General features: G+C 59.7%; 25 protein-coding genes, 1 tRNA gene and 1 pseudogene. 12 read left to right on the top strand and 15 right to left on the bottom strand.

Annotated elements, in window-relative coordinates:
• The first annotated feature begins 21 nt into the window (after positions 1-21).
• Entirely contained in the window at positions 22-951 is a 930-nt protein-coding gene (hemC, locus tag DWB67_RS00470; protein ID WP_370453561.1) for a hydroxymethylbilane synthase, read from the top strand.
• A 71-nt stretch (positions 952-1,022) separates the two neighbouring features.
• Here the strand turns inward: hemC and lexA are convergent, their stop codons facing one another.
• The 7 genes from lexA to DWB67_RS00435 form a co-directional block, all read right to left on the bottom strand.
• Entirely contained in the window at positions 1,023-1,742 is a 720-nt protein-coding gene (lexA, locus tag DWB67_RS00465; protein ID WP_119805545.1) for a transcriptional repressor LexA, read from the bottom strand.
• Between the two features lie 96 nt (positions 1,743-1,838).
• Entirely contained in the window at positions 1,839-3,017 is a 1,179-nt protein-coding gene (locus DWB67_RS00460; RefSeq protein WP_119805544.1) for a molybdopterin molybdotransferase MoeA, read from the bottom strand.
• The gene (gene moaC, locus DWB67_RS00455; RefSeq protein ID WP_119805543.1) at positions 3,014-3,487 is read right to left on the bottom strand and encodes a cyclic pyranopterin monophosphate synthase MoaC; all 474 of its coding nucleotides are present in this window, start codon (positions 3,485-3,487) and stop codon (positions 3,014-3,016) included. Before moaC ends, DWB67_RS00460 begins: the two co-directional genes overlap by 4 nt.
• Positions 3,484-4,275, bottom strand: a complete 792-nt coding sequence (gene trpC, locus DWB67_RS00450; RefSeq protein WP_119805542.1) for an indole-3-glycerol phosphate synthase TrpC — start codon at positions 4,273-4,275, stop codon at positions 3,484-3,486. Before trpC ends, moaC begins: the two co-directional genes overlap by 4 nt.
• Before the next feature lie 42 nt (positions 4,276-4,317).
• Complete coding sequence (locus DWB67_RS00445) at positions 4,318-4,956, bottom strand: uracil-DNA glycosylase (RefSeq protein ID WP_119805541.1); 639 nt, start codon at positions 4,954-4,956, stop codon at positions 4,318-4,320.
• Positions 4,953-5,972, bottom strand: a complete 1,020-nt coding sequence (gene trpD / locus DWB67_RS00440) for an anthranilate phosphoribosyltransferase (protein WP_119805540.1) — start codon at positions 5,970-5,972, stop codon at positions 4,953-4,955. Before trpD ends, DWB67_RS00445 begins: the two co-directional genes overlap by 4 nt.
• Complete coding sequence (locus DWB67_RS00435; RefSeq protein ID WP_119805539.1) at positions 5,969-6,562, bottom strand: aminodeoxychorismate/anthranilate synthase component II; 594 nt, start codon at positions 6,560-6,562, stop codon at positions 5,969-5,971. Before DWB67_RS00435 ends, trpD begins: the two co-directional genes overlap by 4 nt.
• Positions 6,563-6,703: 141 nt before the next feature.
• Between DWB67_RS00435 and DWB67_RS00430 the strand changes: the two genes are divergently transcribed.
• From DWB67_RS00430 to trpE, 4 genes are all read left to right on the top strand, one after another.
• Positions 6,704-7,291, top strand: coding sequence for a hypothetical protein (locus DWB67_RS00430; protein WP_119805538.1), 588 nt, complete (start codon positions 6,704-6,706; stop codon positions 7,289-7,291).
• Positions 7,288-8,466 carry an aminotransferase gene (locus tag DWB67_RS00425; RefSeq protein WP_182911476.1) on the top strand — a complete coding sequence of 393 codons (1,179 nt, stop codon included), beginning with the start codon at positions 7,288-7,290 and terminating at the stop codon, positions 8,464-8,466. Before DWB67_RS00430 ends, DWB67_RS00425 begins: the two co-directional genes overlap by 4 nt.
• A gap of 68 nt (positions 8,467-8,534) precedes the next feature.
• Positions 8,535-10,439 carry a peptidylprolyl isomerase gene (locus DWB67_RS00420; protein WP_255418492.1) on the top strand — a complete coding sequence of 635 codons (1,905 nt, stop codon included), beginning with the start codon at positions 8,535-8,537 and terminating at the stop codon, positions 10,437-10,439.
• The gene (gene trpE / locus DWB67_RS00415; protein ID WP_119805536.1) at positions 10,439-11,944 is read left to right on the top strand and encodes an anthranilate synthase component I; all 1,506 of its coding nucleotides are present in this window, start codon (positions 10,439-10,441) and stop codon (positions 11,942-11,944) included. Before DWB67_RS00420 ends, trpE begins: the two co-directional genes overlap by 1 nt.
• A 75-nt stretch (positions 11,945-12,019) precedes the next feature.
• Here the strand turns inward: trpE and DWB67_RS00410 are convergent, their stop codons facing one another.
• From DWB67_RS00410 to fabI, 4 genes are all read right to left on the bottom strand, one after another.
• Positions 12,020-12,706 carry a PRC-barrel domain-containing protein gene (locus tag DWB67_RS00410; RefSeq protein WP_119805535.1) on the bottom strand — a complete coding sequence of 229 codons (687 nt, stop codon included), beginning with the start codon at positions 12,704-12,706 and terminating at the stop codon, positions 12,020-12,022.
• Positions 12,707-12,844: 138 nt separating this feature from the next.
• Positions 12,845-13,333: a xanthine phosphoribosyltransferase gene (gene gpt, locus DWB67_RS00405; RefSeq protein ID WP_119805534.1), complete on the bottom strand. Its 489-nt coding sequence runs from the start codon at positions 13,331-13,333 to the stop codon at positions 12,845-12,847.
• A 16-nt stretch (positions 13,334-13,349) separates the two neighbouring features.
• Positions 13,350-13,964 carry a LysE family translocator gene (locus tag DWB67_RS00400; RefSeq protein ID WP_119805533.1) on the bottom strand — a complete coding sequence of 205 codons (615 nt, stop codon included), beginning with the start codon at positions 13,962-13,964 and terminating at the stop codon, positions 13,350-13,352.
• A gap of 22 nt (positions 13,965-13,986) precedes the next feature.
• Complete coding sequence (fabI, locus tag DWB67_RS00395) at positions 13,987-14,814, bottom strand: enoyl-ACP reductase FabI (RefSeq protein ID WP_119805532.1); 828 nt, start codon at positions 14,812-14,814, stop codon at positions 13,987-13,989.
• A 79-nt stretch (positions 14,815-14,893) separates the two neighbouring features.
• Between fabI and pdxH the strand changes: the two genes are divergently transcribed.
• The 4 genes from pdxH to DWB67_RS00375 all read left to right on the top strand — a co-directional run bounded on the left by pdxH (position 14,894) and on the right by DWB67_RS00375 (position 16,871).
• Positions 14,894-15,508 carry a pyridoxamine 5'-phosphate oxidase gene (pdxH, locus tag DWB67_RS00390; protein ID WP_119805531.1) on the top strand — a complete coding sequence of 205 codons (615 nt, stop codon included), beginning with the start codon at positions 14,894-14,896 and terminating at the stop codon, positions 15,506-15,508.
• A 140-nt stretch (positions 15,509-15,648) separates the two neighbouring features.
• A complete protein-coding gene (locus DWB67_RS00385; RefSeq protein ID WP_119806118.1) occupies positions 15,649-16,239 on the top strand; it encodes a cold-shock protein in 591 nt (196 codons plus the stop codon).
• Positions 16,226-16,753, top strand: a complete 528-nt coding sequence (locus DWB67_RS00380) for a DUF192 domain-containing protein (RefSeq protein ID WP_119805530.1) — start codon at positions 16,226-16,228, stop codon at positions 16,751-16,753. The genes DWB67_RS00385 and DWB67_RS00380 overlap by 14 nt, the downstream gene beginning before the upstream one ends.
• Before the next feature lie 41 nt (positions 16,754-16,794).
• A tRNA-Pro gene (locus DWB67_RS00375) sits at positions 16,795-16,871 on the top strand.
• Between the two features lie 77 nt (positions 16,872-16,948).
• Here the strand turns inward: DWB67_RS00375 and DWB67_RS00370 are convergent.
• Positions 16,949-17,548: a hypothetical protein gene (locus DWB67_RS00370; RefSeq protein WP_119805529.1), complete on the bottom strand. Its 600-nt coding sequence runs from the start codon at positions 17,546-17,548 to the stop codon at positions 16,949-16,951.
• 187 nt (positions 17,549-17,735) lie between these two features.
• Between DWB67_RS00370 and trpB the strand changes: the two genes are divergently transcribed.
• On the top strand, positions 17,736-18,962 hold the full coding sequence (gene trpB, locus DWB67_RS00365) for a tryptophan synthase subunit beta (RefSeq protein ID WP_119805528.1): 1,227 nt from the start codon (positions 17,736-17,738) through the stop codon (positions 18,960-18,962).
• A gap of 35 nt (positions 18,963-18,997) precedes the next feature.
• Here trpB and DWB67_RS00360 read toward each other — a convergent pair whose 3' ends face one another.
• The 3 genes and pseudogenes from DWB67_RS00360 to pth all read right to left on the bottom strand — a co-directional run bounded on the left by DWB67_RS00360 (position 18,998) and on the right by pth (position 21,117).
• Complete coding sequence (locus DWB67_RS00360) at positions 18,998-19,366, bottom strand: DUF2237 family protein (RefSeq protein ID WP_119806117.1); 369 nt, start codon at positions 19,364-19,366, stop codon at positions 18,998-19,000.
• 81 nt (positions 19,367-19,447) lie between these two features.
• A pseudogene (locus tag DWB67_RS00355) lies at positions 19,448-20,425 on the bottom strand (DUF2332 domain-containing protein); the annotation flags it as partial.
• Positions 20,422-21,117 carry an aminoacyl-tRNA hydrolase gene (gene pth, locus DWB67_RS00350; protein WP_119805527.1) on the bottom strand — a complete coding sequence of 232 codons (696 nt, stop codon included), beginning with the start codon at positions 21,115-21,117 and terminating at the stop codon, positions 20,422-20,424. The pseudogene DWB67_RS00355 and the gene pth, both read right to left, overlap by 4 nt.
• A 167-nt stretch (positions 21,118-21,284) precedes the next feature.
• On the opposite strand from pth, the gene DWB67_RS00345 reads away from it, so the two are divergent.
• On the top strand, positions 21,285-21,917 hold the full coding sequence (locus DWB67_RS00345) for an ATP-dependent Clp protease proteolytic subunit (RefSeq protein WP_119805526.1): 633 nt from the start codon (positions 21,285-21,287) through the stop codon (positions 21,915-21,917).
• A gap of 159 nt (positions 21,918-22,076) precedes the next feature.
• Complete coding sequence (clpX, locus tag DWB67_RS00340) at positions 22,077-23,342, top strand: ATP-dependent Clp protease ATP-binding subunit ClpX (RefSeq protein WP_119805525.1); 1,266 nt, start codon at positions 22,077-22,079, stop codon at positions 23,340-23,342.
• The last annotated feature ends 1 nt before the right edge of the window (position 23,343 follow it).

The following is a 23,343-nucleotide window of genomic DNA, read 5'->3' as shown; positions in this document are numbered from 1 at the left end:
TATGCCAAAGGCATGAAACAGATGCCCGACACCACCCGTCCCATCAAGATCGGCACCCGCGGATCGGTTCTGGCATTGGCCCAGGCCCATGAAACGCGCGATCGCATGATGTCCGCCCACGGCCTGGCTGCCGATGCCTTTAAAATCGTCGTCATCAAGACGACCGGTGACCGGATTACCGATCGCCCCCTGAAAGAGATCGGGGGCAAGGGGCTGTTTACCCGCGAAATCGAAGAGGCGCTGACAAACGGCGCTATCGATATTGCCGTGCATTCGATGAAAGACATGCCGACCCTGCAGCCCGGTGGTTTGATTATCGACTGCCTGTTGCCGCGCGAAGATGTTCGCGACGCATTTGTCAGTCTGCATGTCGGTTCCATTGCCGAATTGCCGCAGGGGGCGACAGTCGGATCGTCAAGTCTGCGCCGTCGAGCCCAATTGGCGCACCGCCGTCCCGATCTGAAACTGGTCGAATTTCGCGGTAATGTGCAGACCCGATTAAGAAAGCTGGAGGATGGGGTTGCCGTCGCGACCTTCCTTGCGATGGCAGGTTTGCGCCGCCTTGATATGGTCCATGTCGCGCGCAGCGGGATAGACCCGGAAGAAATGCTGCCTGCCGTCGCGCAGGGTGCAATCGGGATCGAGCGTCGTTTGGACGATCTGATGATGGCCGAATTGCTTGCAGCCTTGCATGATACTGAAACCGGATATCGCATCGACGCAGAACGTGCGTTTCTGGCGCGCCTTGACGGATCGTGCCAGACGCCGATCGCCGGATTGGCCGAAGTCATCGGCGACCGTCTGACTCTGCGCGGTGAGATTTTGCGCCCCGACGGCAGTGCGGTGATCAGCGGCACCCGTGAAGGACTGATCGCGGAGGGACCGGCGATGGGTAAGGATCTGGCGACCGAACTTCTGGGTCGGGGTGGTCCTGATTTTATGGAAATGTAGTGCACAGCCGCGTGGTTTTGCCGCAGCCGGAATGACATAGGGCGCGCCATGTGAATGGTGCGCCCTATCGTTTAGTAACTGCGAATCAGCCCAACAAGACGACCCTGAATGCGGACGCGATCCTCGGGGAACAGGCGGGTTTCATAGGCCGGATTTGCCGCCTCTAGCGCAATCATCGCGCCTTTGCGGCGATAGCGCTTCAGAGTTGCTTCCTGATTGTCGACCAGCGCGACAATGATATCGCCGGTTTCAGCGGTGTCCTGTTCACGGATCACCACGACATCACCGTCGTTGATGCCCGCTTCGATCATCGAATCACCCGTCACCTCAAGCGCATAGTGATGTTCGCGACCGGCAAGCATTGTGCCGGGAACCGCCACGTGATGCGAGACTTCCGAAATCGCCTCGATCGGGACACCGGCGGCAATGCGACCCATCAGCGGCACCTGAACCGCGGGGCTGTCCACGACTGTCATCGCACCGCGTGGGCGGGCGGGGCGTGAATTTGAAATGACGCGCGGCACAAATGCGGGCTTATCAACCTCGGGGGTGGTGGGGGACGCCAGATGTGCCAGTGCATCTGGAAGGCGCAAAACCTCCAACGCGCGGGCGCGATGGGGAAGGCGGCGGATAAAGCCGCGTTCTTCCAGCGCTGTGACAAGACGGTGGATACCGGATTTCGACCGCAGGTCCAGCGCATCCTTCATTTCATCGAAGGAAGGCGGCACCCCATCGCGGACCATCCGCTTCTGAATAAATTCCAGCAGTTGGATCTGCTTTTTTGTCAGCATTGCCCGGCCTCATGACTCTGTTCTGTTAATGTTCTAGCCCATGGCCCGAATCACGTCAATCAGTTGAAAGGGACAAGATGAAAAAACAGTTAATTGTCAGAGGCCAAGCGGAATGTATTCCACTACCTCGCCACCATTCTTTTGCGGGTCATGGGCGGGACGGATCAGCAAAGCATCAGCTTGCGACATCAGGGACAGTCGTGCGGAATCCTGATCCGAAAACGGCGTGATGACAGGGGTCATGCCGGTCCGATCCAGCTTGGCACGCAGGTAATGCTGGCGCGGTCCCTCTGGCTTTAGGGGAACGCCAAGTAGGGCATGTTCAGTCCGGATACCGGCTGGCAGTCCTTGCATCGCGCGGATCAGAGGTTGCATGAATAAAATCCCGCAAGTCATTGCAGAGACCGGATTTCCAGGCAATCCCAGCATTGCGGATTCAAGCAGTTTTCCTGCCATTAGCGGCTTTCCGGGCCGCATCGCGATTTTATAGAATGCACGGTCCAAACCCAGTTCCGCTGCAATCTTGCCAACCAGATCATGATCCCCAACCGAGGCGCCGCCGATCGTTACGATCAGATCGGCTCCGCGTGCGGCCGCAAAACTAGCGCGCAGACTTCCATCCGTATCCCGTGCGATCGGCAGAATGTTCGCCACCCCGCCCGCTTGGGTAACCATTGCAGCAATCGCCAGATCGTTCGAACTGATGATCTGGCCCGGCTGCGGGTCACTGCCGGGGGGCAGAAGTTCATCGCCACCTGCAAGAATGGCAACAACCGGTCGTTTCGCGACTGTTACCTTTGGCAGGTTCATCGCCGCCAACAGGCCGATGTCGGCGGCTGACAAGACGCGTCCGGCCTGCATGACATCGCCTTGGGCAAAATCATTGCCTTTGGCGCGGATGTTGCTGCCCGATGATCTGGTAGTAACCGTGATGACATCACCGTTACGGTCGATATGTTCCTGCAGTTCGACGTGGTCGAAACCATCGGGCACCGCAGCGCCGGTGAATATCCGCAGTGCCTGTCCTGCGGATGCCTGCCCCTGCCACGGGTGGCCCGCTGCGGCTGTTCCCACCACCTGCATCGGCCCCGCCATATCGACAGCGCGCATCGCATATCCATCCATCGCCGAGGCATTGAACGGGGGTTGGGTTAATCGCGCCACTGCCGGTTCCAGCAAGGCGCGACCGTGGGCTTGTGCCAGTCCGATTGTTTCTGCCTGCGGTTTGCCCGCCAATGCAAGAACGCGGGACAGCGCCTCGGGGACGGTGATCATGGTTGCGCCTCATAGAGGCCGGATTTGCCACCCTCTTTCCGTAACAGGCGAATGTCGGTGATCTGCATCGATTTTTCGGCGGCCTTCAACATGTCATAGATGGTCAGGCATGCGGTGCTGACTGCGGTCAACGCCTCCATTTCTACGCCGGTGCGACCGGTCGTGCGGACGGTCGCGGTGACGCGGATGCCGGGCAGGGTGTCGTCCGGCGTCAGTTCCAGCGCGACCTTGGCAATGGGCAGCGGATGGCACAGCGGGATCAGGTCAGCCGTGCGTTTGGCCCCCATGATTCCGGCCAGACGCGCCACACCCAGCACGTCACCCTTGGCCGCACCGCCCTTGGCCAAAGCCAAGGTTTCCGCAGCCATGATGACGCAGCCGGTCGCCACCGCTTCGCGGGCGGTTTCTTCTTTGGCCGACACATCAACCATATGCGCCTGACCTGCGGCGTCGAAATGTGTCAGGGTCATGCGGGGACATCCAGAATGGCGCGGGTGGCTGCGGTGACATCGTCCTGACGCATTATGCTTTCGCCGATCAGGAAGCGACGCGCGCCAACCTGCATCATCTGGCCCAGATCCGACGCGGTAAACAGACCGCTTTCGCAGACGACATGGCGATCGGCAGGGATGCGCGGCGCCAGTTCGCGTGTCACATCAAGTGTCACCTCGAACGTCTTCAAATTGCGGTTGTTTATCCCGATCATCGGTGACTTCAGACGCAGGCCACGCTCCAGTTCTGCGGCGTTATGGACCTCAACCAGGGCGTCCATGCCCCAATGGAGTGCAGCGTCTTCCAGCTCGGCGGCCAGTGTGTCATCGATGGATGCCATAATGATCAGGATGCAATCGGCACCCCATGCGCGGGCCTCGGCGACCTGATAGGTGTCGTGCATGAAATCCTTGCGCAATGCGGGCAGATCGCATGCGTTACGTGCATCCGTCAGAAATTCGGGTGCGCCCTGAAAGCTGGGACCATCGGTCAGTACCGAAAGGCAGGCCGCACCACCGGCCTGATAGGCGCGGGCCAGTTCGGCGGGCGCGAAATCGGGGCGGATCAACCCTTTCGAGGGGCTGGCCTTCTTGATTTCGGCAATTAACGCAGGACCATGTTCGGCAGCCGCGTCCAAAGCACGGGTAAAACCACGAGGGGCCGAGGCGGCGCGGGCGGCGGCCTCGACATCGGCCAGCGGGTGCGCGGCCTTGGCGGCAGCGATTTCTTCCAGCTTATAGGCCTTGATCTTTTCAAGAATATCCATGGGTCCGGTTCTATCTGTGCCAGCAGGGCATGGGAAGGGGACCTAAGCGGTCCAGTCGATGGGCGTGCGGCCTTTGCCGGCCAACCAGTCATTGATGCGACTGAACGGCTGACTGCCAAAAAAGCCCCGTCGTGCGGAAAGGGGGGAAGGATGTGCCGTGGCAATGACCAGATCCTGTGGGCGGGCCAGATCGGACAGCGTTTTCTGCGCGTGGTTTCCCCAAAGCAGAAACGCCAGCGGTCCATGCGCCTGTGCGTCGGCCACGGCCTGACGCGCCAGTTCCTGCCAGCCCCATTTGGCATGGACGCCAGCCTGTCCTGGCAGAACGGAAAGGGCGGTGTTTAGCAGCAGAACCCCTTGGCGCGCCCAGCCGGACAAATCGCCATTCGACGGGGCGCTGCCGATATCGTCGTACAGTTCCTTGAATATATTCCGCAGTGATCGTGGCAGCGGCGTTTCGGGCGTGACTGAAAACGCCAACCCGTTGGCATGACCGACCGTCGGATAGGGGTCCTGTCCCAGAATGACGACGCGGGTGTCGCGCGGGCGCGTCGCTTGCAGGGCAGCGAAAACCCTGTCGGGGCCGGGCAACCAATCGGGATGCTGCGCTAGGCGGTCGCGAATTGCGGGCCATTGATTCTGGAAGAAGGGCAGATGCGCCCATTCGGGGGGCGGGGTCATGCCTCGGGCGGGCCGGTGACTTGGGACAGGGCAGTCAGGCTGGCTTTGGCCGCGCCGCTGTCGATGGATTCGGCTGCCATTTTTACGCCATCACGCAGGTCACTGACCTTATCTGCCACCAGCAGGGCCGCAGCCGAATTCAACAAAACGGCATCACGATAGGCCCCTTTTTGACCTTCCAACAAAGCGCGGAAAGCTGCGGCGTTATGCGAAGGTTCGCCGCCGATGATTGCCTCGAACGGGTGGCGGGGCAGACCGGCGTCTTCGGGTGTGATGGTAAATTCGGTGATCTGGCCGTCTTTCAACGCGGCGACATGGCTTTCCTCGGCGATGCTCAGTTCATCCGTGCCGTCACCGCCATGCACCAGCCATGCGGCATCCGACCCCAGATCGCGCAACACCTCGGCCATGGGTCTGATCCAGTCGCAGCTGAAAGCGCCGGTCAGCTGGCGACGGACCGAGGCCGGATTTGTCAACGGTCCCAGAAGGTTGAAGACGGTTCTTGTGCCAAGCTCGGTGCGCGGCGGACCGACATGGCGCATGGCGGGGTGATGCATCGGGGCCATCATAAAGCAGATGCCTGCCTCGGAGATGGCGCGCTGTGCGACGGCGGGGCCACCCATGACGTTGATGCCCATCTTGACCAGCGCATCGGCCGCCCCGGATTTCGACGACAGGTTCCGGTTGCCATGTTTGGCCACCGGAACGCCCGCACCGGCCACCACAAATGCCGCAGCGGTGGAAATATTCAGCGTGCCTTTGCCATCCCCGCCCGTGCCGACGATATCCATCGCACCGGCAGGCGCCGTGACGCGGTTCATCCGCGCCCGCATCGCGCGGGCGGCGGCGGCGATTTCGTCAACCGTTTCGCCGCGCACCCGCAAGGCCATCAGCAACCCGCCGATCTGGGCGGGGGTCGCGGCCCCGTCGAACAGGGCCGAAAAGGCTGTTTCGGCCTCGGGGCCGGTCATGGGGCGGGTGGCTGCGATCCCGATCAGCGGGCGGATATCGGTCATGCGGCCACCTTGGGCGTGGTAGTGCAGCGGGTCAGGAAACTGCGGATCATCTCGTGCCCGTTTTCCGAGGCGATGGATTCGGGGTGGAACTGCACCCCTTCGATCGGAAGGTCGCGGTGGATCAGGCCCATAATCGTGCCGTCGTCAGATGTCGCCGTGACGCGCAGGCAGTCAGGCAGGCTTTCGGGCTGCACGGTCAGCGAATGATAGCGGGTGGCATTCATAGGGGACGGCAGACCGGTAAAGACCCCTGTGCCGTCATGGCTGATGGCATCGACCTTGCCATGCAGGATGCGGGTGGCACGGACAATCTTGCCACCAAAGGCCTGACCGATAGATTGATGGCCCAGACAAACGCCCAGCAGTGGAATGCGACGTTCCGCAGCGGCGTTGATCAGCTCCAGACAGATCCCCGCCTGATCGGGATCGCACGGCCCCGGAGAGATGACGATTCCCTCGGGCTCTAACGCCAGGGCGTCCTGCACGGTCAGCTGGTCATTGCGCCGCACGGTGACATCTGCCCCTGCCTCGCCCAGATAATGGACCAGATTCCAGGTAAAGCTGTCATAGTTGTCGATCAGAAGGATCATGTGCAGATCACCTTGCGGCCAAGAAATGGGGGCGGTTCCCCCTAGGAAAAGCGTCCGCTATAGATGGGGCAAAGCGCGGCCAAGGGTCAAGACCAGCCGATCAAAATGGCGCGAGAGCGTTCGAAGCGACAAGAGGGACGAATGGCACGGGGAATTCTGACAGGTGTCGTCCATGGCGCATTGGTTGGCGCGGTGGTTCTGACGGGACTGTCGCTGCTGGCACCCTTGCCGGCGGATAACAGGTCACAGCCGATGGCCAAGGGCGATGTAACGCCCTCGGGGCAGATGGAATTGCCGGTGGGGTCGGAATTCGGTCGCGCGGGTGATCTTGCGCCCCGCGCGCCATCACCGATCAGCGGGGGCGACAGCGACCGCGTCAGTGAACCTGCAGCCGTGGCTGCGCCGCGCGCCGAACCCGCGCCACGTCTGGTGACCGATGACAATGCCCGCCCCGAAACGCTGACCGGCGACCGGATGCCGTCACAATCGCAACCCGCGACCTTTGATCCGGTCCCCGATGTACAACTTCCCGCTGCAGCGGGGAATGCGCCGATGGCCCGCAGCCTGCCGGGCTTTTCAGTGGATGCGCCGCAAGACAGCCTGCCGCAATTGTCCCGCGACCCCGACGATACCGGTGCACAGGACAGCATCCCCCGTCTGCCCGCGCCGGGCCTTGACCTGTCGCTGCCCCCCGATCTGACCGATCTGCGTAAGATGGAACGTAACTGATGAAGCCCTTGAACCCCGCCCTTGCCGCGACCTTCCTGCCCCCCGTGATGGAGGCGCGCCGCTGGTTGCAGGGCGTCGATTTCCCGCCCGAACGCCCGCTGATCAATGTCAGTCAGGCGGCGCCGGTGGAATCGCCCCCCATGGGGTTGCGCCAAGCCATCGCGGAGGCAGCTCTTCACAGCCCCGAGGCGCATCTTTACGGTCCGGTTCTTGGCAATGCCGACCTGCGCGAGGCGGTCGCCGAATGCTTTTCAACCGCTTATGGCGGGTCATTGACCGAAGGGAATGTTGCGATCACGCAAGGTTGTAATCAGGCATTCTGCGCGGCGATGGCGTCCTTGGCGGGGGCGGGCGATCAGGTGATTGTGCCCACGCCGTGGTATTTCAATCATAAAATGTGGCTGGATATGTCCGGCGTTCAGGCCGTGCCGCTGCCTTGCCGCGACAATATGCTGCCCAACCCCGAAGAGGCTCGCGCCCTGATCACCTCGAGCACCCGTGCCATTGTGTTGGTGACACCGAACAATCCGTCAGGGGCGGAATACCCTGCCGAACTGGTGGGGCAATTCTTCGATCTGGCCCAAAGTCATGGGCTGGCGCTGGTGGTTGATGAAACCTATCGCGATTTTGACAGCCGGACGGGGGCACCCCATGACCTGCTGACGCGGCCCGATTGGGATGAAACCCTGATCCAGCTTTACAGCTTTTCCAAAGCCTACAGGCTGACAGGACATCGCGTTGGAGCGTTGATCGCAGGGGGAAATAGGCTGGCGCAGGTTGAAAAATTTCTGGACACGCTGGCCATTTCGCCGGGGCAACTGGGGCAGGTGGGGGCCGTCTGGGGTCTGAAACATCTGGACGACTGGCTGGCGGGCGAACGGTTGGAAATTCTGGCACGGCGTGATGCGACCCGCGCGGCGATGGCCGGTCTGTCGGGGTGGACGCTGAAATCTGCGGGGGCGTATTTCGCCTGGGTGGAACATCCATTCGACGAAAGCTCGGCCGCTCTGGCGCGGCGCATGGTGTCGGACATCAGTGTGCTGGCCTTGCCGGGCACGATGTTTACGCCTGCGGATGACCCGGCAGGGGCGCGGCATCTGCGTCTGGCATTTGCCAATGTCGATACCGCAGGAATTACCGCACTTGCCGGACGTCTGGCACTTCTGGGGGTCTGATCTACTTGTGGCGCGGGGCGCGGCGTCCTAAAGACTTGCACAGACACGACCACGAGGAAGGCCGCGCCATGTCACAGCTGCGAACCAAGGGCAAATCGACCGTCGTCTGGATCCTTTTGGGTCTGATGGTTATGGGGTTGGGGGGCTTCGGCGTCACCAGCTTTTCAGGGGGCACGACCGAGGTCGGCTCGGTCGGGGATACCAAGATCACTGCGGATGAATACGCCCGCGCCCTGCAATCACAGATGCAGACCCTGTCCCAACAGACGGGCCAGCAGATCACCATGGCGCAGGCCCAGCAGATGGGGTTGCCCGCGGCTGTGCAAGGCCAGTTGATCGGTGCCGCCGCTTTGGCCGAACAGGCACGCAGCATCGGTGTATCGGTCGGCGATGAACAGGTCGCGCAGACGATCATGAACGCCGGTGCCTTCCAAGGCCCCAATGGCAGCTTCGACCGTGCCGCCTATTCCGATGTCCTGAACCGCGAACGCCTGACCGAAGCCGATTTCGAGGCCAGCGTCCGTGACGACGAAGCCCGCGTCCTGCTGCAGAATGCGGTCGCAAATGGCGTGACGGCCCCCAATCCGATGGTTGACCAGACCGCCCGCTGGTTGTTGCAGACCCGCGATTTCGCATGGCGCGAACTGACCGTGGATGATCTGGCCGAACCCATCGCCGACCCCGATGAAGCCACGCTGAAAGCTTGGCACGAGGCGAACGGCGATCGCTTTACCGCGCCCGAGACCCGCAAGATCAGCTATGCTTGGGTCACGCCCGACATGCTGTCGTCCGAAGTGACACTGGATGACGCCGCCCTGCGCGCGGTCTATGACCAGAACATCGACCAGTTCCAGCGCCCCGAACGCCGGATGGTGGGTCGTCTTGTGTTCCCCTCGGTCGAAGAAGCCGAGGCTGCGCGTGCTGCCATCGACGCAGGCACAAATACATTCGAGGATTTCGTCGTCGAACGCGGCCTTGAGCTGGATGATATCGATCTGGGCGAAGTGACCCGTGGCGCATTGGGGCAGGCGGCTGATGACGTCTTTGCCGCCCAGCAGCCCGGCGTTGTCGGTCCCGTGCAAACCGATCTGGGTCCGGCACTGTTTTCGGTGAATGCGATTCTGGACCCCGTCGATATTTCCTTCGAGGATGCCCGCGATGATCTGCGCGGTGAAGCCGCCCTCAGCGGCGCTGCGCGTCAGATCCGCAGCCGCACCTCGGATTTTGAGGATTTGCTGGCCGGTGGCGCAACCTTGGAAGAGCTTGCCGATGACACCGAAATGCAGCTGGGTCAGGTCGATTGGACCGTCGAAGGCGATCCCGAAAGCGGCAGCATCACCGGATACGAAGCGTTCCGCGAACGCGCCATCGATATTTCCACCAGTGATTTTCCGCAGTTGTTCGAATTGGCCGATGGGGGCGTGTTCGCCATGCGTCTGGACGAAATCGTCCCGCCGACCCTGATTACCTTCGAAGATGTCCGCGACGATGTTCTGGCCGATTGGAAAGAGGCCGAATTGCAGCGCCGTCTGCTGGATCGCGCATCCGAAGCACGGCTGAAAGCTGTGGCCAAGACTGCCCCGGGTGTCGATGCCGAACCGCAGGTTGATGCCGCAGCCGAAGACCAGCCTGCGACGCCGGTCGAATGGAACATCGAAACCGGCATGTCGCGCAGCGATTATATGCAGGATCTGCCGCAACAACTGCTGGCACAGGCCTTTACCATGGCCGAACCCGGCGACGTCGGTGTCGTGGATGCAGGCGACCGCGTTTTTGTGCTGCGCCTTGACCAGATCGAAGATGCCGATCTGTCCAGCGACGAAGCCGTGCAGATTCTAGATGGTGTTAAATCGCGCCTGAACCAGTCGCTGCAAGGGGACATCTTCGAATATTACGCCCGCCATGTGCAACGTAATTCGAAGGTGCAGATCAACCAGCAGGCGATCAACGCCATCAACGCACAGGTCCAGTAATGCAACTGACGCCCGATTTCGACGCGTTTCAAGCCCAATGGGATGCCGGTCAGAACCAGTTGGTGACGATTCGGCTGGCAGCCGATCTTGATACGCCCGTCAGTCTGATGCTGAAACTGGCCGAGGCCGCACCGCAAAGCTTTATGCTGGAATCTGTGACCGGAGGCGAGGTTCGCGGACGCTACTCCATCGTCGGGATGAAGCCTGATCTGGTCTGGGAATGCCGTAATGGCAAAGCACGGCTTAATCGTCAGGCCCGGTTTTCGGACGAATTTCAGGATGATGACCGTCCCGCGCTGGACAGCCTGCGTGCGCTGATTGCCGAAAGCCGGATCGAGACAATGCCGGACGGTGTGCCACCAATGGCTGCCGGTCTTTTCGGTTATCTGGGCTATGACATGATCCGTCTGGTCGAACATCTTCCCGATGTGAACCCCGACCCGCTGGATCTGCCTGATGCGATGATGCTGCGACCTTCCGTCGTTGCCGTATTGGACGGGGTCAAAGGCGAAGTGACGCTTTGTGCACCCGCATGGCATGACGGTAATGACAACGCCCGCGCCGCCTATGCCCGCGCCGCCGAACGCGTGATGGAGGCTTTGCGCGCGCTTGACCGCCAGCCGACCGAACCACGTGCCTTGGGCGACGAGGTCCAGATCGGCGCGCCGGTGTCGAATTTCACCAAACCGGATTATCTGGCCGCTGTTGAAAAGGCCAAAGATTATATCCGCGCCGGTGACATCTTTCAGGTCGTGCCAGCACAACGCTGGCGGCTGGATTTCCCGCTGCCGCCTTTTGCACTGTATCGCAGCTTGCGCCGGACCAATCCGTCACCTTTCATGTTCTTCCTAAATATGGGCGGTTTCCAGATTGTCGGTGCCAGCCCTGAAATTCTTGTGCGTCTGCGTGATGGCGAAGTTACCATTCGTCCCATCGCGGGCACCCGACCACGTGGCGCGGACGAAGAACAGGACCGCGCGCTCGAGGCCGACCTGCTGGGCGACCAGAAGGAACTGGCCGAGCATCTGATGCTGCTGGATCTGGGCCGCAATGATGTCGGTCGTGTCTCAAAACCCGGAACAGTTCGCCCGACCGAACAATTCATCATCGAGCGTTACAGCCATGTGATGCACATTGTTTCGAACGTTGTCGGGCAATTGCGTGATGGCGAAGATGCGCTGTCGGCACTGTTGGCGGGTCTGCCTGCAGGCACTGTCTCGGGTGCGCCGAAGGTCCGTGCCATGCAGATCATCGACGAGCTGGAGCCGGAAAAACGCGGCGTCTATGGCGGTGCCGTAGGCTATTTTTCCGCCAATGGCGAAATGGATATGTGCATTGCCCTGCGTACAGGGGTCGTCAAAGATAAGGCACTGTATATTCAGGCGGGCGGTGGCGTCGTCTATGACAGCGACCCCGAGGCTGAATTTGAAGAGACAGTCAACAAAAGTCGCGCCTTGCAACGCGCTGCCGAAGAAGCATCGCGCTTTGTTCGTGGCAATTCATAAGGACCACCGACAGCTGAGCAATGAAAAACGGCGGCCCGATCGGGCCGCCGAATTATATTCCACTGGAATGCTGCATCAGTTTGCGGGAACCGGCTCTTCGGTCGGTTCTGCTTCCATGCCGTCATCGGCCATTGGATCGGCTTCCATGGTGTCCGTCGCCATCGGGTCGGCTTCCATTGGTTCGGTTGCCATCGGTTCGGTTGCCATCGGCTCGGTCGCCATCGGTTCGGTGGCTGACGGATCTGCGGCCATATCACCTGCAGGGGCTTCTTGATCGCGGAACACATATTCTGGCGCCGCGTCAGCTTCTTCCTCGGTCAGATCGGTCGTGATCTCTTGTGCGTCCGAATTGACGGTCAGGTCGGTCCACGGCAGGGCGATCTGCTTTTCGCCGATACCCAGAAAACCACCTACGCCGATGATCGCGGCTTTCATTTCGCCGGTTTCGCTGTCAACAATCAGGTCGTTGATATCGCCAATGGTTTCACCTTCGGGCGACATCACCGAAGTGCCGGTGATCCAGTCAACGCGCCATTCGTTGGCGGCTTGTTCAACCTCGACCTTTTCAGCGGCTGCAGCTTGGGCAGCGGCGTCATCAGCCTCGGTCATATCCTCGGTGGGCTCGGCCATGGTGTCGGTGCCCATGGTTTCCGTCTCGGTCGTTTCCATGGCAGGATCGGTCGCCGGTGCGGTGTCTTGTGCGAACGCTGCACCAAAGGTCATCGGCAGGGCGACGGCGGTGGTCAAAAGAAGATTACGCATAGTTTCCTCCTGGTTTCCGTTTCGCAGGTTGCGTTTGCATCCCGCTATTGGGTTCACAATGCGCAGATCGGGACAGAGGTTCCCCGCCGATTTGCGGTCGGCAGGGTGAAAATATGCAAGTAATTGTGATGGAACTTTTCAGTCTTCGCCACGGAACGGTTGCACGTATTGCAAGGCCATATCCCACGGGAAATAGATCCAGGTATCCTGACTGACCTCGGTGACATAGCTGTTCACCATCGGCTTGCCCTTTGGCTTGGCATAGACTGTCGCCATATGCGCCTTGGGGTAAAGGTCGCGGATCAGTTCCAGCGTCCGGCCGCTGTCGACCAGGTCGTCAACGACCAGAATGCCTTCGCCATCCCCCATCAGTTCGGGGTCGGGTTTCTTCAGAACGGTCAGGCCCGATTGTTCCTGTTTGTGATAGGATTTCACGCTGATCGTGTCGATCGTGCGGATGTCCAGTTCACGCGCCACAATCATCGCGGGCGCAAGGCCGCCGCGGGTCACGGCCAGAACGGCACGCCATTCCTGTTCTTCCATCCGCCATGCCAAGGCACGTGCGTCGCGGTGCAGCTGGTCCCAGCTGATATGAAAACCTTTTTCGTGGGGCAGACGATCCGTCATGCGTCTTCTTCCTTCTTCAGGGATTGAGAACAAGCGAAAGGCCCAGCAACGCAATTGCAAGGCCGGCCCCCCGGTCGATCCAGAATTTCATGTCATAATAGCGGTCCCGCAGCCACGGCAGCGCCATCAAACTGGCAAGTGCGGTATAGAATAAAAGCTCTACCGACAAGGCTGTCGCATAGATTGCGCCCTTATCGGCCAGCCCCAATGCGGCCGGAAAGATCGACAACAGCACCGCGGAATAGAAAAGCGCAGGCTTCGGGTTCGACACGTTCAGCGCCATGCCGGCCCAGAAGTTCAACCCACGTCCACCTGTCATCGGATCGGGCAGGGGATCAACGGCATGGACCCACATTTTCCACGCGATATACAGAAGATATGCTCCGCCCAGCAGATGCATCGCGGCCAGCGTCCAAGGCAGAACGCGGAAAATCACCGTCAGCCCCAAAAGTGCGAACAGGCACCAGACCGATGCGCCGATGGCCAGACCCCAGCCATAGGGCAGGGCCCGTTTGCGACCCAAAGAAAAGGCACCCTGACTGACGGCGATGACGCCCGGACCGGGCGACAGGATCGCCACGGAGAGGGTCGCCACAAAAAGCCCAAGCTGGTCGGCAGAAACCGAAATCATGACCTGCCGCCCCTTTTGGTCTTTAGTCTTTCTTGACCGCTGCAATATCGGGCGCGTCAACGGCCTTCATGCCAACAACATGATAGCCCGCATCGACGTGATGGGTTTCGCCCGTGACACCTGCGCCCAGACGCGACAGCAGGTATAGCGCCGAATTTCCGACATCTTCCTGCGTGACATTGCGACGCAGAGGCGAGTTCAGCTCGTTCCACTTCATGATATAGCGGAAGTCACCGATGCCCGATGCGGCCAGCGTCTTGATCGGACCGGCGCTGATGGCATTGACGCGGATGTTGTCCTTGCCGAAATCCTCGGCCAGATAGCGGACCGATGCTTCCAGTGCGGATTTGGCAACGCCCATGACATTGTAATGCGGCATGACACGTTCGGCGCCGTAATAGGTCAGCGTCAGCATGGATCCACCGTCCGTCATCATCGCGGCCGCCCGACGGGCAACAGCGGTGAAGGAATACACCGATATATCCATTGTTTTCAGGAAATTGTCGCGCGTGGTTTCGGCATAGCGCCCGCGCAGCTGTTCCTTGTCGGAAAAGCCGATTGCATGGACGATGAAGTCCATCTTGTCCCATTTGGCGGCCAGATTTTCGAACAGCGTATCAACGGACGCCTCATCCGACACGTCGCATGGCAGCACCATGTCTGACCCCAATTGTGCCGCCAGAGGATCGACCCGCTTTTTCAGCGCATCCCCCTGATAGCTGAATGCCAGTTCGGCACCCTCGGCAGCCAATGCCTTTGCGATGCCCCAGGCAATCGATTTGTCATTGGCCAAACCCATGATCAGACCGCGCTTGCCGGCCATCAGGCCAGACCTCTGCTCGCTTGACATGTCCAGTCCCTCGCGCTTTCAACAGTTCCAGCGGTGATTAGGCCCTTTACCATGCCGCATCAAGCATAAGGAACGGATCATGACAGATCGCACCGGAATCTTTGCAGGGGATGACCCCTTCGATATCGTCCGCGCATGGCTGGCCGAAGCGCAGGAAACCGAGATCAACGATCCCAATGCCATCGCGCTGGCCACGGTCGACGCCGACGGCATGCCCGATACCCGTATGGTGTTGCTGAAGGATATCGACGGGCAGAAGGACGACGGTTCGTTCGTTTTCTATACCAATTACGACAGCGCCAAGGGGATGCAGATCGGGGACACCGGCAAGGCCGCCTTTGTGATGCACTGGAAGTCCCTGCGCCGCCAGATCCGCGTCCGCGGTACCGTCACCCGTGAAGAGGGCGCGCAGGCCGATGAATATTACGCCAGCCGTGCACTGAAAAGCCGTCTGGGTGCCTGGGCCTCCAAACAGTCACGCCCGCTGGACAGCCGCGCGACACTGGTTGCCGAGGTCGCGAAGGTAACGCTGCGTCAGGGAAATAATCCGGTGCGTCCGCCGTTCTGGGGCGGTTTCCGGATCAATCCTGTCCAGATCGAGTTCTGGGCCGATGGTGCATTCCGGCTGCATGATCGCTTTATGTGGAGTAAACAAGCGGATAGCCGCTGGGATATTTCGCGCCTTTCACCCTGAGCTTGACGGATTGGTCACGAACGCAAAGACTGTACTTAAGCAACGCTGTTGTATCTGCGTTGCCGTTATATTTGTTGTAGTCATATTGTTGTGGTCATAATGTCTGCGCCAATGTGGCACCGCGTGGAAATATGCAAACGATGACAGAAGATACTGGCCTCAAATTGGTAACCGGACTGGTAAAGTGGTTCGACGCGACCAAGGGCTATGGTTTCATCGTGAATGACCAAGGTGGGGAAGACGTTCTTCTGCACGCCAATGTCCTGCGCAATTTCGGACGCAGTTCGGTCGCGGACCAGTCGCGGGTTGCTGTGCTGGTGCAAGATACCAAACGTGGCACGCAGGCCGCCGAAGTTGTTTCCATCGATCCGCCGGCCGGTGACGGGCTTCCGCCGATTGCGGATCTGGATCCCGAAGTGATCGAACATATGGACAGCCTGCCGCTGCGTCCCGCACGAATAAAATGGTTCGATAAAAGCAAAGGCTTTGGATTCGCAAACATTTTCGGGCATCCCGAAGATGTTTTTGTGCATATTGAGGTGGTGCGCCATTCCGGTTTTGCTGACCTTGCCATAGGCGAGGCGATCTGCCTTCGCGTCATCGAAGGCCCGCGCGGGCTGATGGCAGCGCAAGTGTCATCATGGGACAACGCGGTGATCGAAACGGATCTTGCGGCGCATGTGCATGACGAAATGGGGCAGCTTGATTTCCATGTCCATGTTGCGGAATAAGCTTATGCTTTCTGCGGTGCTGGCGGCTGTGCTGGCACTGGGGACCACAGGTGCCGGCATGGCGCAGCAGCCGTCGCGCGCCGAATCATGTTCAGCCGACACGGTGGTGATTCGGGCAGCCGATGCGAATCAGTTGTCCCTGCAAGTCGAGATTGCCGATACCCCAGACGAACGCGCACAGGGTCTGATGTATCGCAAAGACGTCCCGCAGGGGACCGGTATGTTGTTTATTTATGAACGGCCCCAGCAGGTGGCGTTCTGGATGCGTAACACCCTGGTGCCTTTGGACATGCTGTTTCTGGATGAAACAGGGGTCATCCGCCACATCCACCGCAATGCACGCCCTTTGGATGAAACCGGAATTCCGGGTGCCTCGGTCGGTGATCCGGACCCTGATCGCCTGATGGTTCTTGAAATCGCCGCAGGCGAGGCTGACCGTCTTGGTCTGAAGGAAGGGCAGCCTCTGGCCCATCCGTCAATTGATCAAAGCAAAGCTGCATTTTCATGCAACTAGGTCTTTCCACCGCCAATAACTTACGCTAGAGAACCCTCAGTCGGGGCGTAGCGCAGCCTGGTAGCGCGGCGGTTTTGGGAACCGTAGGTCGGAGGTTCGAATCCTCTCGCCCCGACCACTTTCAATAACATCACCGGATGATATGCAGCGTACAACGCTGTTGAAAGTGGTCTTTTGATGTCAGGCAGCAGCCTTTTAGTCGACATCTCCATGGCGCTGACCGTCCTGATCCACCCACCAGCACAGAATTCTCCCGGTATCCAGCGTTTGGGCATCGGATGATGCATCGGCTGTGCGCGTCCGGTGGGCTGTGATTCCGGCAAAGCTGACCGATCCGGATGCGCCATAGCCCAGTTTCGCCGTAATGATCTTATCAACCAGATAGGGGGTAAGTTCATCCGCCGTTGCACATTCGGGATCTGCGACAATGGCGGCAAGGCGATCAAGCCGTGCATCTTCCTCGGCCAACAGGCGGGTGACATCTGCGCGAAACGCGGCCTCGGTTGCGATATAGGCATCCAGCGCCGGCAGTTTCTTGGCTGCAGGTTTTTTCAGCTTGATTTTGCCCTGTTGGTACAGCGCCCGTAACAGGCGTGCCCCGATAGGCGAGATCAGCGCAACCGGACCATCATAAAGCACCAGATCACGGTCATCGGCGTCAATCCTGATGCCGGCGACGCGGCCATCCTGTGCGGCTTTGCGTAAAACCGTCAGGGCTTGGGTGCGGTGGACATCGGGGATCATCTCGATCACCGACAGGGCCGGTTTCATACGTGCGCGGATGCTCCAAAGCATGATGAGTTACTTCCGGTGTTATGGGTTCGTTATGGCGGTCTTAATCGCGCCTGACCGTTGCGTCCATCGAATGCTGCGGCTTTCGGTCGTTTCAAGCGGGCTTCACCCCACGTGCTTTCGCCGTTATGACAAGGCAAAGGGCATATCACTGCCCCGATCAACCATCCCAAACGCGAAGGCGCACGATATGGCCGACGATCTGCTGAACAGTTTCAAGACCGGACCCGATGAACAGGGCCGCTTCGGCATCTATGGTGGCCGTTTCGTCAGTGAAACGCTGATGCCGCTGATTCTGGAGCTGGAGGAGGAATACGAGCGCGCCAAGGTAGATCCGGCCTTTGGGGCACAGATGGATGATCTGTGGACCCATTACGTGGGTCGCCCGTCGCCTTTGTATTTTGCCGAACGCCTGACCGAACATCTGGGCGGCGCGAAAATCTATATGAAGCGGGATGAGCTGAACCACACCGGCGCGCATAAGATCAACAACGTGCTGGGCCAGATTTTGCTGGCGATCCGCATGGGCAAAACGCGGATTATTGCGGAAACCGGCGCGGGTCAGCATGGCGTGGCCACGGCGACGGTCTGCGCGCGCTTTGGTCTGAAATGCATCGTCTATATGGGTGCCCATGACGTTGAACGCCAATCCCCCAACGTCTTCCGCATGCGTCTTCTGGGGGCCGAGGTTGTGCCTGTGACCAGCGGTCGCGGGACACTGAAGGATGCGATGAACGACGCCTTGCGTGATTGGGTGACCAATGTAAAAGACACCTTCTATTGCATCGGCACGGTTGCGGGTCCGCATCCCTATCCGGCAATGGTCCGTGATTTCCAGTCGATCATCGGCAAGGAAGTCCGCGAACAGATCATGCCGCGCGAAGGCCGTCTGCCCGACACGCTGGTGGCAGCCATCGGTGGCGGCTCGAACGCGATGGGTCTGTTCTATCCTTTCCTTGACGACAAGGAGGTCGGTATCATCGGCGTCGAAGCCGGCGGCAAGGGCGTCGATGACCGGATGGAACATTGCGCCAGCCTGTCAGGCGGTCGTGCGGGCGTGCTGCATGGTAACCGCACCTATCTGTTGCAGGACGATGACGGGCAGATCCTTGAGGGCCATTCGATCAGCGCCGGTCTGGATTATCCCGGTATCGGGCCGGAACATGCATGGCTGAAGGATATGGGCCGCGCCGAATATGTCAGCATCACCGATGATGAGGCTTTGGCCGCATTCCAGATGTGCTGTTCGCTGGAAGGCATCATTCCGGCGCTGGAACCCAGCCACGCGCTGGCCCATGTTATCAAGATTGCGCCCGATCTGCCCGCCGACCATTTGATTGTGATGAATATGTGCGGTCGCGGCGATAAGGATATCTTTACCGTCGCCAAGCATCTGGGCGCCGACATTCAGGCTTGAACCGGAAAGGGGCCCTTTGGCCCCTTTTCTATACCCTAGTCGTTTCTGGAGTGGTTCTGTAACAGCTCGAACGGGACCACCTCCAAGGCGCGCTTATGTGTGCATTCCATCACCACGACCGGTGCGGCAAATTCCTGTGCCGCTTGAAGAAAACGGCTGGCACAAAGGCACCAACGATCGCCTGCCTTCAGTCCTGCAAAGCCGTATTCGGGTCGTGGTGTTGTCAGGTCGTTGCCAAGATAGCGCGACATGGCCAGAAATTCGTCAGTCAGAATCACGCAGACGGTGTGGCTTCCCTGATCCTCGGGGCCGGTATCGCAGCATCCGTTGCGGTAAAATCCCGTGACCGGATCGGTTGAACAGGGCAATAGCTTCGTCCCAAGGACATTCACCGATGGTTCCATATCTGCGCCTTTCGTTTCAGGTCGGCTTGGGGATAAGCCCCGTGTTTCTTGCCAAAGGAGGGTTGGCTTCCAGCGGACCCATCTTCCGTGAAAATCGGCGCGGCCAAGCGACCAGTCGCGCCTTTGCCCGTCCCACAGCGTCAGGGTCAGGGCGGCACCGTCACCGCCGTCAGCCTCCATTTGGAGGTGGGCAAGGGGGGCATCCGCGGTTGCGTTCCGGCCCGCGTTGGTCAGTGCATCGCTGCAAGCGGCTTGGGTCGCGGGCGGAAAATACTGTGCGGCGACGGTGTGGAAGACCAGCGTGGTGCCCTGTGCGGGGTTTGAAAGCTGTCCGGCCAACCACGCGCCTGCATCGCCCCGATCAACGGTTGGCGGATTGTCCGTGGCCAGTTCCAGCGCCGCCTTCAAGCGCGCCAACCGCTGATCCTGATCGGCCCAGCAATAGGCCATCAGCCGCAAACCGTCACATTCGGGATCAAGCGGGTTCAGATCGACACCACGACGACTTGCGATCGTGAAATCACCTTGCGGCATATTGCCCTGCCAGTCGGGGCGCAGGACGACGCCCTGTGTCGCATCACCCAGATGGTATTTGTCGAAATTCAGGTTCAATCCGGCCGAGGCACCAAGTTCGCGCAGATGTAGGGTATGCGGAGCAAGTCCCGACAGAAAGCGGGCACTGGCGATCAGCGGGGCAGAGCGGGCGACTTCGTTCGTTTGCGGGGGCAAGGTCAGCCAGTCCAGCACATGGGCGCTGTGTTCTTGCAGCGTCGACACCAGTTGCTGCGCCGGAAGATGGCGTTGGGCATAGGCCGCTGATAATTCAGGGTCAGCGTCGGTCAGCACCAATGCGTGTAACGCACCGCACAGGCGCAAGGGCACGGAATCCGCACCGCTGCGCGGATCACCCTGCCAGTTCAGAACATGCGCGGCCACAGCGCCCTGATCGGCCTGAAGGTTGTCTGCCAGGCTGTCACAAAGTGCTGCGGTAAAGGGCGAACCCAGATTGCGGCAGGCAACAGCTTGTTCGCGGAATGCCTGCCTGATGTGTGTGGTCATTTGAACCTGTCCGTCAATGACTTCAGCTTATCGGCAAATGCCGTAGGGGCAGGGGCCGGTTTTTCCGCGCGTTGGGCGGGCTTTTCCGACGCTTTTTCAGGGGTTTCCGTGCCACTGTTACGAGCGGGATTTACCCGCGCAGCAACCGCGTTCTGGAACCTGCCGCCGTCGCCCGTCGCCAGTGCCGCGCCACCGTCCGAAATGCCGCGCATTACATCATCCAGCCAGTCCTGTTCGGCCTTGGCAAAATCCGACAGGACATAGCCCGCCACCCGATCCTTATGGCCCGGATGGCCGATACCCAGCCTGACGCGGTGATATTCTGCTCCGATGTGCTGGTGGATCGACCGCAAACCGTTGTGACCCGCATGGCCGCCGCCTTTTTTGACGCGGGCCTTTCCGGGCACCAGATCCAGTTCGTCATGCAGCACAATCACGTCATCCGGCGTCAGCTTCAGATAGCGCATCGCCTCGCCCACGGATTGGCCGGAAAGATTCATGAATGTCTGCGGTTTCAGCAGCGTAGCACGCGTATTGCCCAGCCTGCCTTCGCTGGTCAGCGCCTGAAAGCGTGCTTTCCACGGCGTAAAATTATGATCATCAGCAAGGCGATCAAGGGCCATGAAGCCGATATTATGACGGTTGGCTGCATATTTTGCACCGGGGTTTCCCAGCCCTACAATCAGTTTCACGCGCTTCTCCTGTTTACCCATGCAGCGATTGCACGGGGCGAATTTCGTTCCATCCCTTGCGGCTGACCTTGCTGGTTACTAAGACTCTGTCAACCTATCGCGGCTACGACAGGGGCGAACGCCCGGACGAATCGCGGGGACAAGGACTAGACAGGCAAGGACAGTATATGAGCGATCCGGCAGAATTCTACATGAACACCCTTGTTCCTATGGTGGTCGAACAGACCTCTCGCGGGGAACGGGCCTATGATATCTTTTCGCGTTTGCTGAAGGAACGGATCATTTTTGTATCCGGTCCTGTCCATGACGGCATGTCCACGCTGATCTGCGCGCAGTTGCTTTTCCTTGAGGCTGAAAACCCCAACAAGGATATCAGCATGTATATCAACAGCCCCGGTGGTGTCGTCACCTCGGGTCTGTCGATCTATGACACGATGCAATACATCCGCCCGCGCGTTTCGACGCTGGTGGTGGGGCAGGCGGCGTCCATGGGGTCGCTGCTGCTGGCTGCTGGCGAAAAGGGTCTGCGCTATTCGCTGCCCAACAGCCGCGTCATGGTGCACCAACCTTCCGGCGGGTATCAGGGGCAGGCAACGGATATCCTGATCCATGCGCGTGAAACCGAAAAGCTGAAGCGCCGTCTGAACGACGTCTATGTCGAACATACAGGTCGCCCGCTGGAAGAAGTGGAAGCAGCGCTTGAGCGTGACCGCTTTATGTCGCCCGAAGAAGCCAAGGACTTTGGGCTGATTGATGAGGTCGTGGCACCGCGTGGCAAGGCCGAACCTGAAAAGAAATAGGCCGCTTGGGGATTGTGACGGGCTCTGCTGGCCCTTAACATAGCGACAAATACTCGTGCTGGCACAGGTTGGCACGGGCAATCCGAAGACGCGGCGCGCGGGAACCCCCGTCGTCGCCCGCCGGCGAAAGCGCACAGGCGGCAATGAGGGAAGTGGACGATGGCCAACCAGTCCGGCAACGACAGCAAAAATACGCTCTATTGCAGCTTTTGCGGCAAGAGCCAGCACGAGGTTCGCAAACTAATCGCTGGACCCACCGTGTTCATCTGCGACGAATGCGTCGAGCTGTGCATGGACATCATCCGCGAGGAAACGAAGTCCAATGGCCTGAAAATGGGTGAGGGCGTTCCGACACCGCGTGATATTTGCGGTGTTCTGGATGATTATGTCATCGGTCAGGAACACGCCAAGCGCGTTCTGGCCGTGGCGGTGCACAACCACTACAAGCGTCTGAACCATGGCTCGAAATCCGATATCGAGCTGGCAAAGTCGAACATCCTGCTGATCGGTCCGACCGGTTGTGGCAAGACGCTGCTGGCGCAGACCTTGGCGCGCATTCTGGATGTGCCCTTCACCATGGCCGATGCGACGACGCTGACCGAAGCGGGTTACGTCGGTGAGGATGTTGAAAACATCATCCTGAAGCTGCTGCAGTCCAGCGAATATAACGTTGAACGCGCACAGCGCGGCATTGTCTATATCGATGAGGTCGACAAGATCACGCGCAAGTCGGACAACCCCTCGATCACGCGCGACGTGTCGGGCGAAGGTGTCCAGCAGGCGCTGCTGAAGATCATGGAAGGGACCGTGGCCAGCGTTCCGCCGCAAGGTGGTCGCAAGCATCCCCAGCAGGAATTCCTGCAGGTGGACACCACGAACATCCTGTTCATCTGCGGTGGTGCTTTTGCCGGTCTGGACCGTATTATCCAGCAGCGCAACAAAGGCACGGCCATGGGCTTTGGCGCTGCCGTGAAGGAAAACACCGATCAGGGCGTGGGCGAAACCTTCAAGGATCTGGAGCCTGAGGATCTGTTGAAATTCGGTCTGATACCGGAATTCGTTGGTCGTCTGCCGGTGATCGCGACGCTGACAGATCTGGATGAAGAAGCGCTGATTATCATTCTGACCAAGCCCAAGAACGCTCTGGTCAAGCAATACCAGCGCCTGTTCGATCTGGAAGGTGTGCAACTGACCTTTACCGACGAAGCGCTGACCGCGATTGCCAAACGCGCCATCAAGCGCAAAACCGGTGCCCGTGGCTTGCGTTCGATCATGGAAGGCATCCTGCTGGAAACTATGTTCGAACTGCCCGGTATGGATACCGTTGAAGAGGTTGTCGTGAATGAGGACGCCGTCGAATTGGCGACAGCCAAGCCGCTGCTGATCCACGCCGATCCCAAGAAAGAAAGCGCCTCGGCGGGGTAAT

The sequence above is a fragment of the Paracoccus sp. JM45 genome (assembly GCF_003590715.1).
Taxonomy (GTDB): Bacteria; Pseudomonadota; Alphaproteobacteria; order Rhodobacterales; family Rhodobacteraceae; genus Paracoccus.
This window is presented reverse-complemented; position numbering and strand designations above follow the sequence as displayed.

Excerpts from the sequence above, each read along its gene's own strand:
- hemC (WP_370453561.1), top strand. The coding sequence starts at position 22 with ATGCCCGACACCACCCGTCCCATCAAGATCGGCACCCGCGGATCGGTT.
- lexA (WP_119805545.1), bottom strand. The coding sequence starts at position 1,742 with ATGCTGACAAAAAAGCAGATCCAACTGCTGGAATTTATTCAGAAGCGG.
- DWB67_RS00460 (WP_119805544.1), bottom strand. The coding sequence starts at position 3,017 with ATGATCACCGTCCCCGAGGCGCTGTCCCGCGTTCTTGCATTGGCGGGC.
- moaC (WP_119805543.1), bottom strand. The coding sequence starts at position 3,487 with ATGACCCTGACACATTTCGACGCCGCAGGTCAGGCGCATATGGTTGAT.
- trpC (WP_119805542.1), bottom strand. The coding sequence starts at position 4,275 with ATGGATATTCTTGAAAAGATCAAGGCCTATAAGCTGGAAGAAATCGCT.
- DWB67_RS00445 (WP_119805541.1), bottom strand. The coding sequence starts at position 4,956 with ATGACCCCGCCCCCCGAATGGGCGCATCTGCCCTTCTTCCAGAATCAA.
- trpD (WP_119805540.1), bottom strand. The coding sequence starts at position 5,972 with ATGACCGATATCCGCCCGCTGATCGGGATCGCAGCCACCCGCCCCATG.
- DWB67_RS00435 (WP_119805539.1), bottom strand. The coding sequence starts at position 6,562 with ATGATCCTTCTGATCGACAACTATGACAGCTTTACCTGGAATCTGGTC.
- DWB67_RS00430 (WP_119805538.1), top strand. The coding sequence starts at position 6,704 with ATGGCACGGGGAATTCTGACAGGTGTCGTCCATGGCGCATTGGTTGGC.
- DWB67_RS00420 (WP_255418492.1), top strand. The coding sequence starts at position 8,535 with ATGTCACAGCTGCGAACCAAGGGCAAATCGACCGTCGTCTGGATCCTT.
- trpE (WP_119805536.1), top strand. The coding sequence starts at position 10,439 with ATGCAACTGACGCCCGATTTCGACGCGTTTCAAGCCCAATGGGATGCC.
- DWB67_RS00410 (WP_119805535.1), bottom strand. The coding sequence starts at position 12,706 with ATGCGTAATCTTCTTTTGACCACCGCCGTCGCCCTGCCGATGACCTTT.
- gpt (WP_119805534.1), bottom strand. The coding sequence starts at position 13,333 with ATGACGGATCGTCTGCCCCACGAAAAAGGTTTTCATATCAGCTGGGAC.
- DWB67_RS00400 (WP_119805533.1), bottom strand. The coding sequence starts at position 13,964 with ATGATTTCGGTTTCTGCCGACCAGCTTGGGCTTTTTGTGGCGACCCTC.
- fabI (WP_119805532.1), bottom strand. The coding sequence starts at position 14,814 with ATGTCAAGCGAGCAGAGGTCTGGCCTGATGGCCGGCAAGCGCGGTCTG.
- pdxH (WP_119805531.1), top strand. The coding sequence starts at position 14,894 with ATGACAGATCGCACCGGAATCTTTGCAGGGGATGACCCCTTCGATATC.
- DWB67_RS00385 (WP_119806118.1), top strand. The coding sequence starts at position 15,649 with ATGACAGAAGATACTGGCCTCAAATTGGTAACCGGACTGGTAAAGTGG.
- DWB67_RS00380 (WP_119805530.1), top strand. The coding sequence starts at position 16,226 with ATGTTGCGGAATAAGCTTATGCTTTCTGCGGTGCTGGCGGCTGTGCTG.
- DWB67_RS00370 (WP_119805529.1), bottom strand. The coding sequence starts at position 17,548 with ATGCTTTGGAGCATCCGCGCACGTATGAAACCGGCCCTGTCGGTGATC.
- trpB (WP_119805528.1), top strand. The coding sequence starts at position 17,736 with ATGGCCGACGATCTGCTGAACAGTTTCAAGACCGGACCCGATGAACAG.
- DWB67_RS00360 (WP_119806117.1), bottom strand. The coding sequence starts at position 19,366 with ATGGAACCATCGGTGAATGTCCTTGGGACGAAGCTATTGCCCTGTTCA.
- DWB67_RS00345 (WP_119805526.1), top strand. The coding sequence starts at position 21,285 with ATGAGCGATCCGGCAGAATTCTACATGAACACCCTTGTTCCTATGGTG.
- clpX (WP_119805525.1), top strand. The coding sequence starts at position 22,077 with ATGGCCAACCAGTCCGGCAACGACAGCAAAAATACGCTCTATTGCAGC.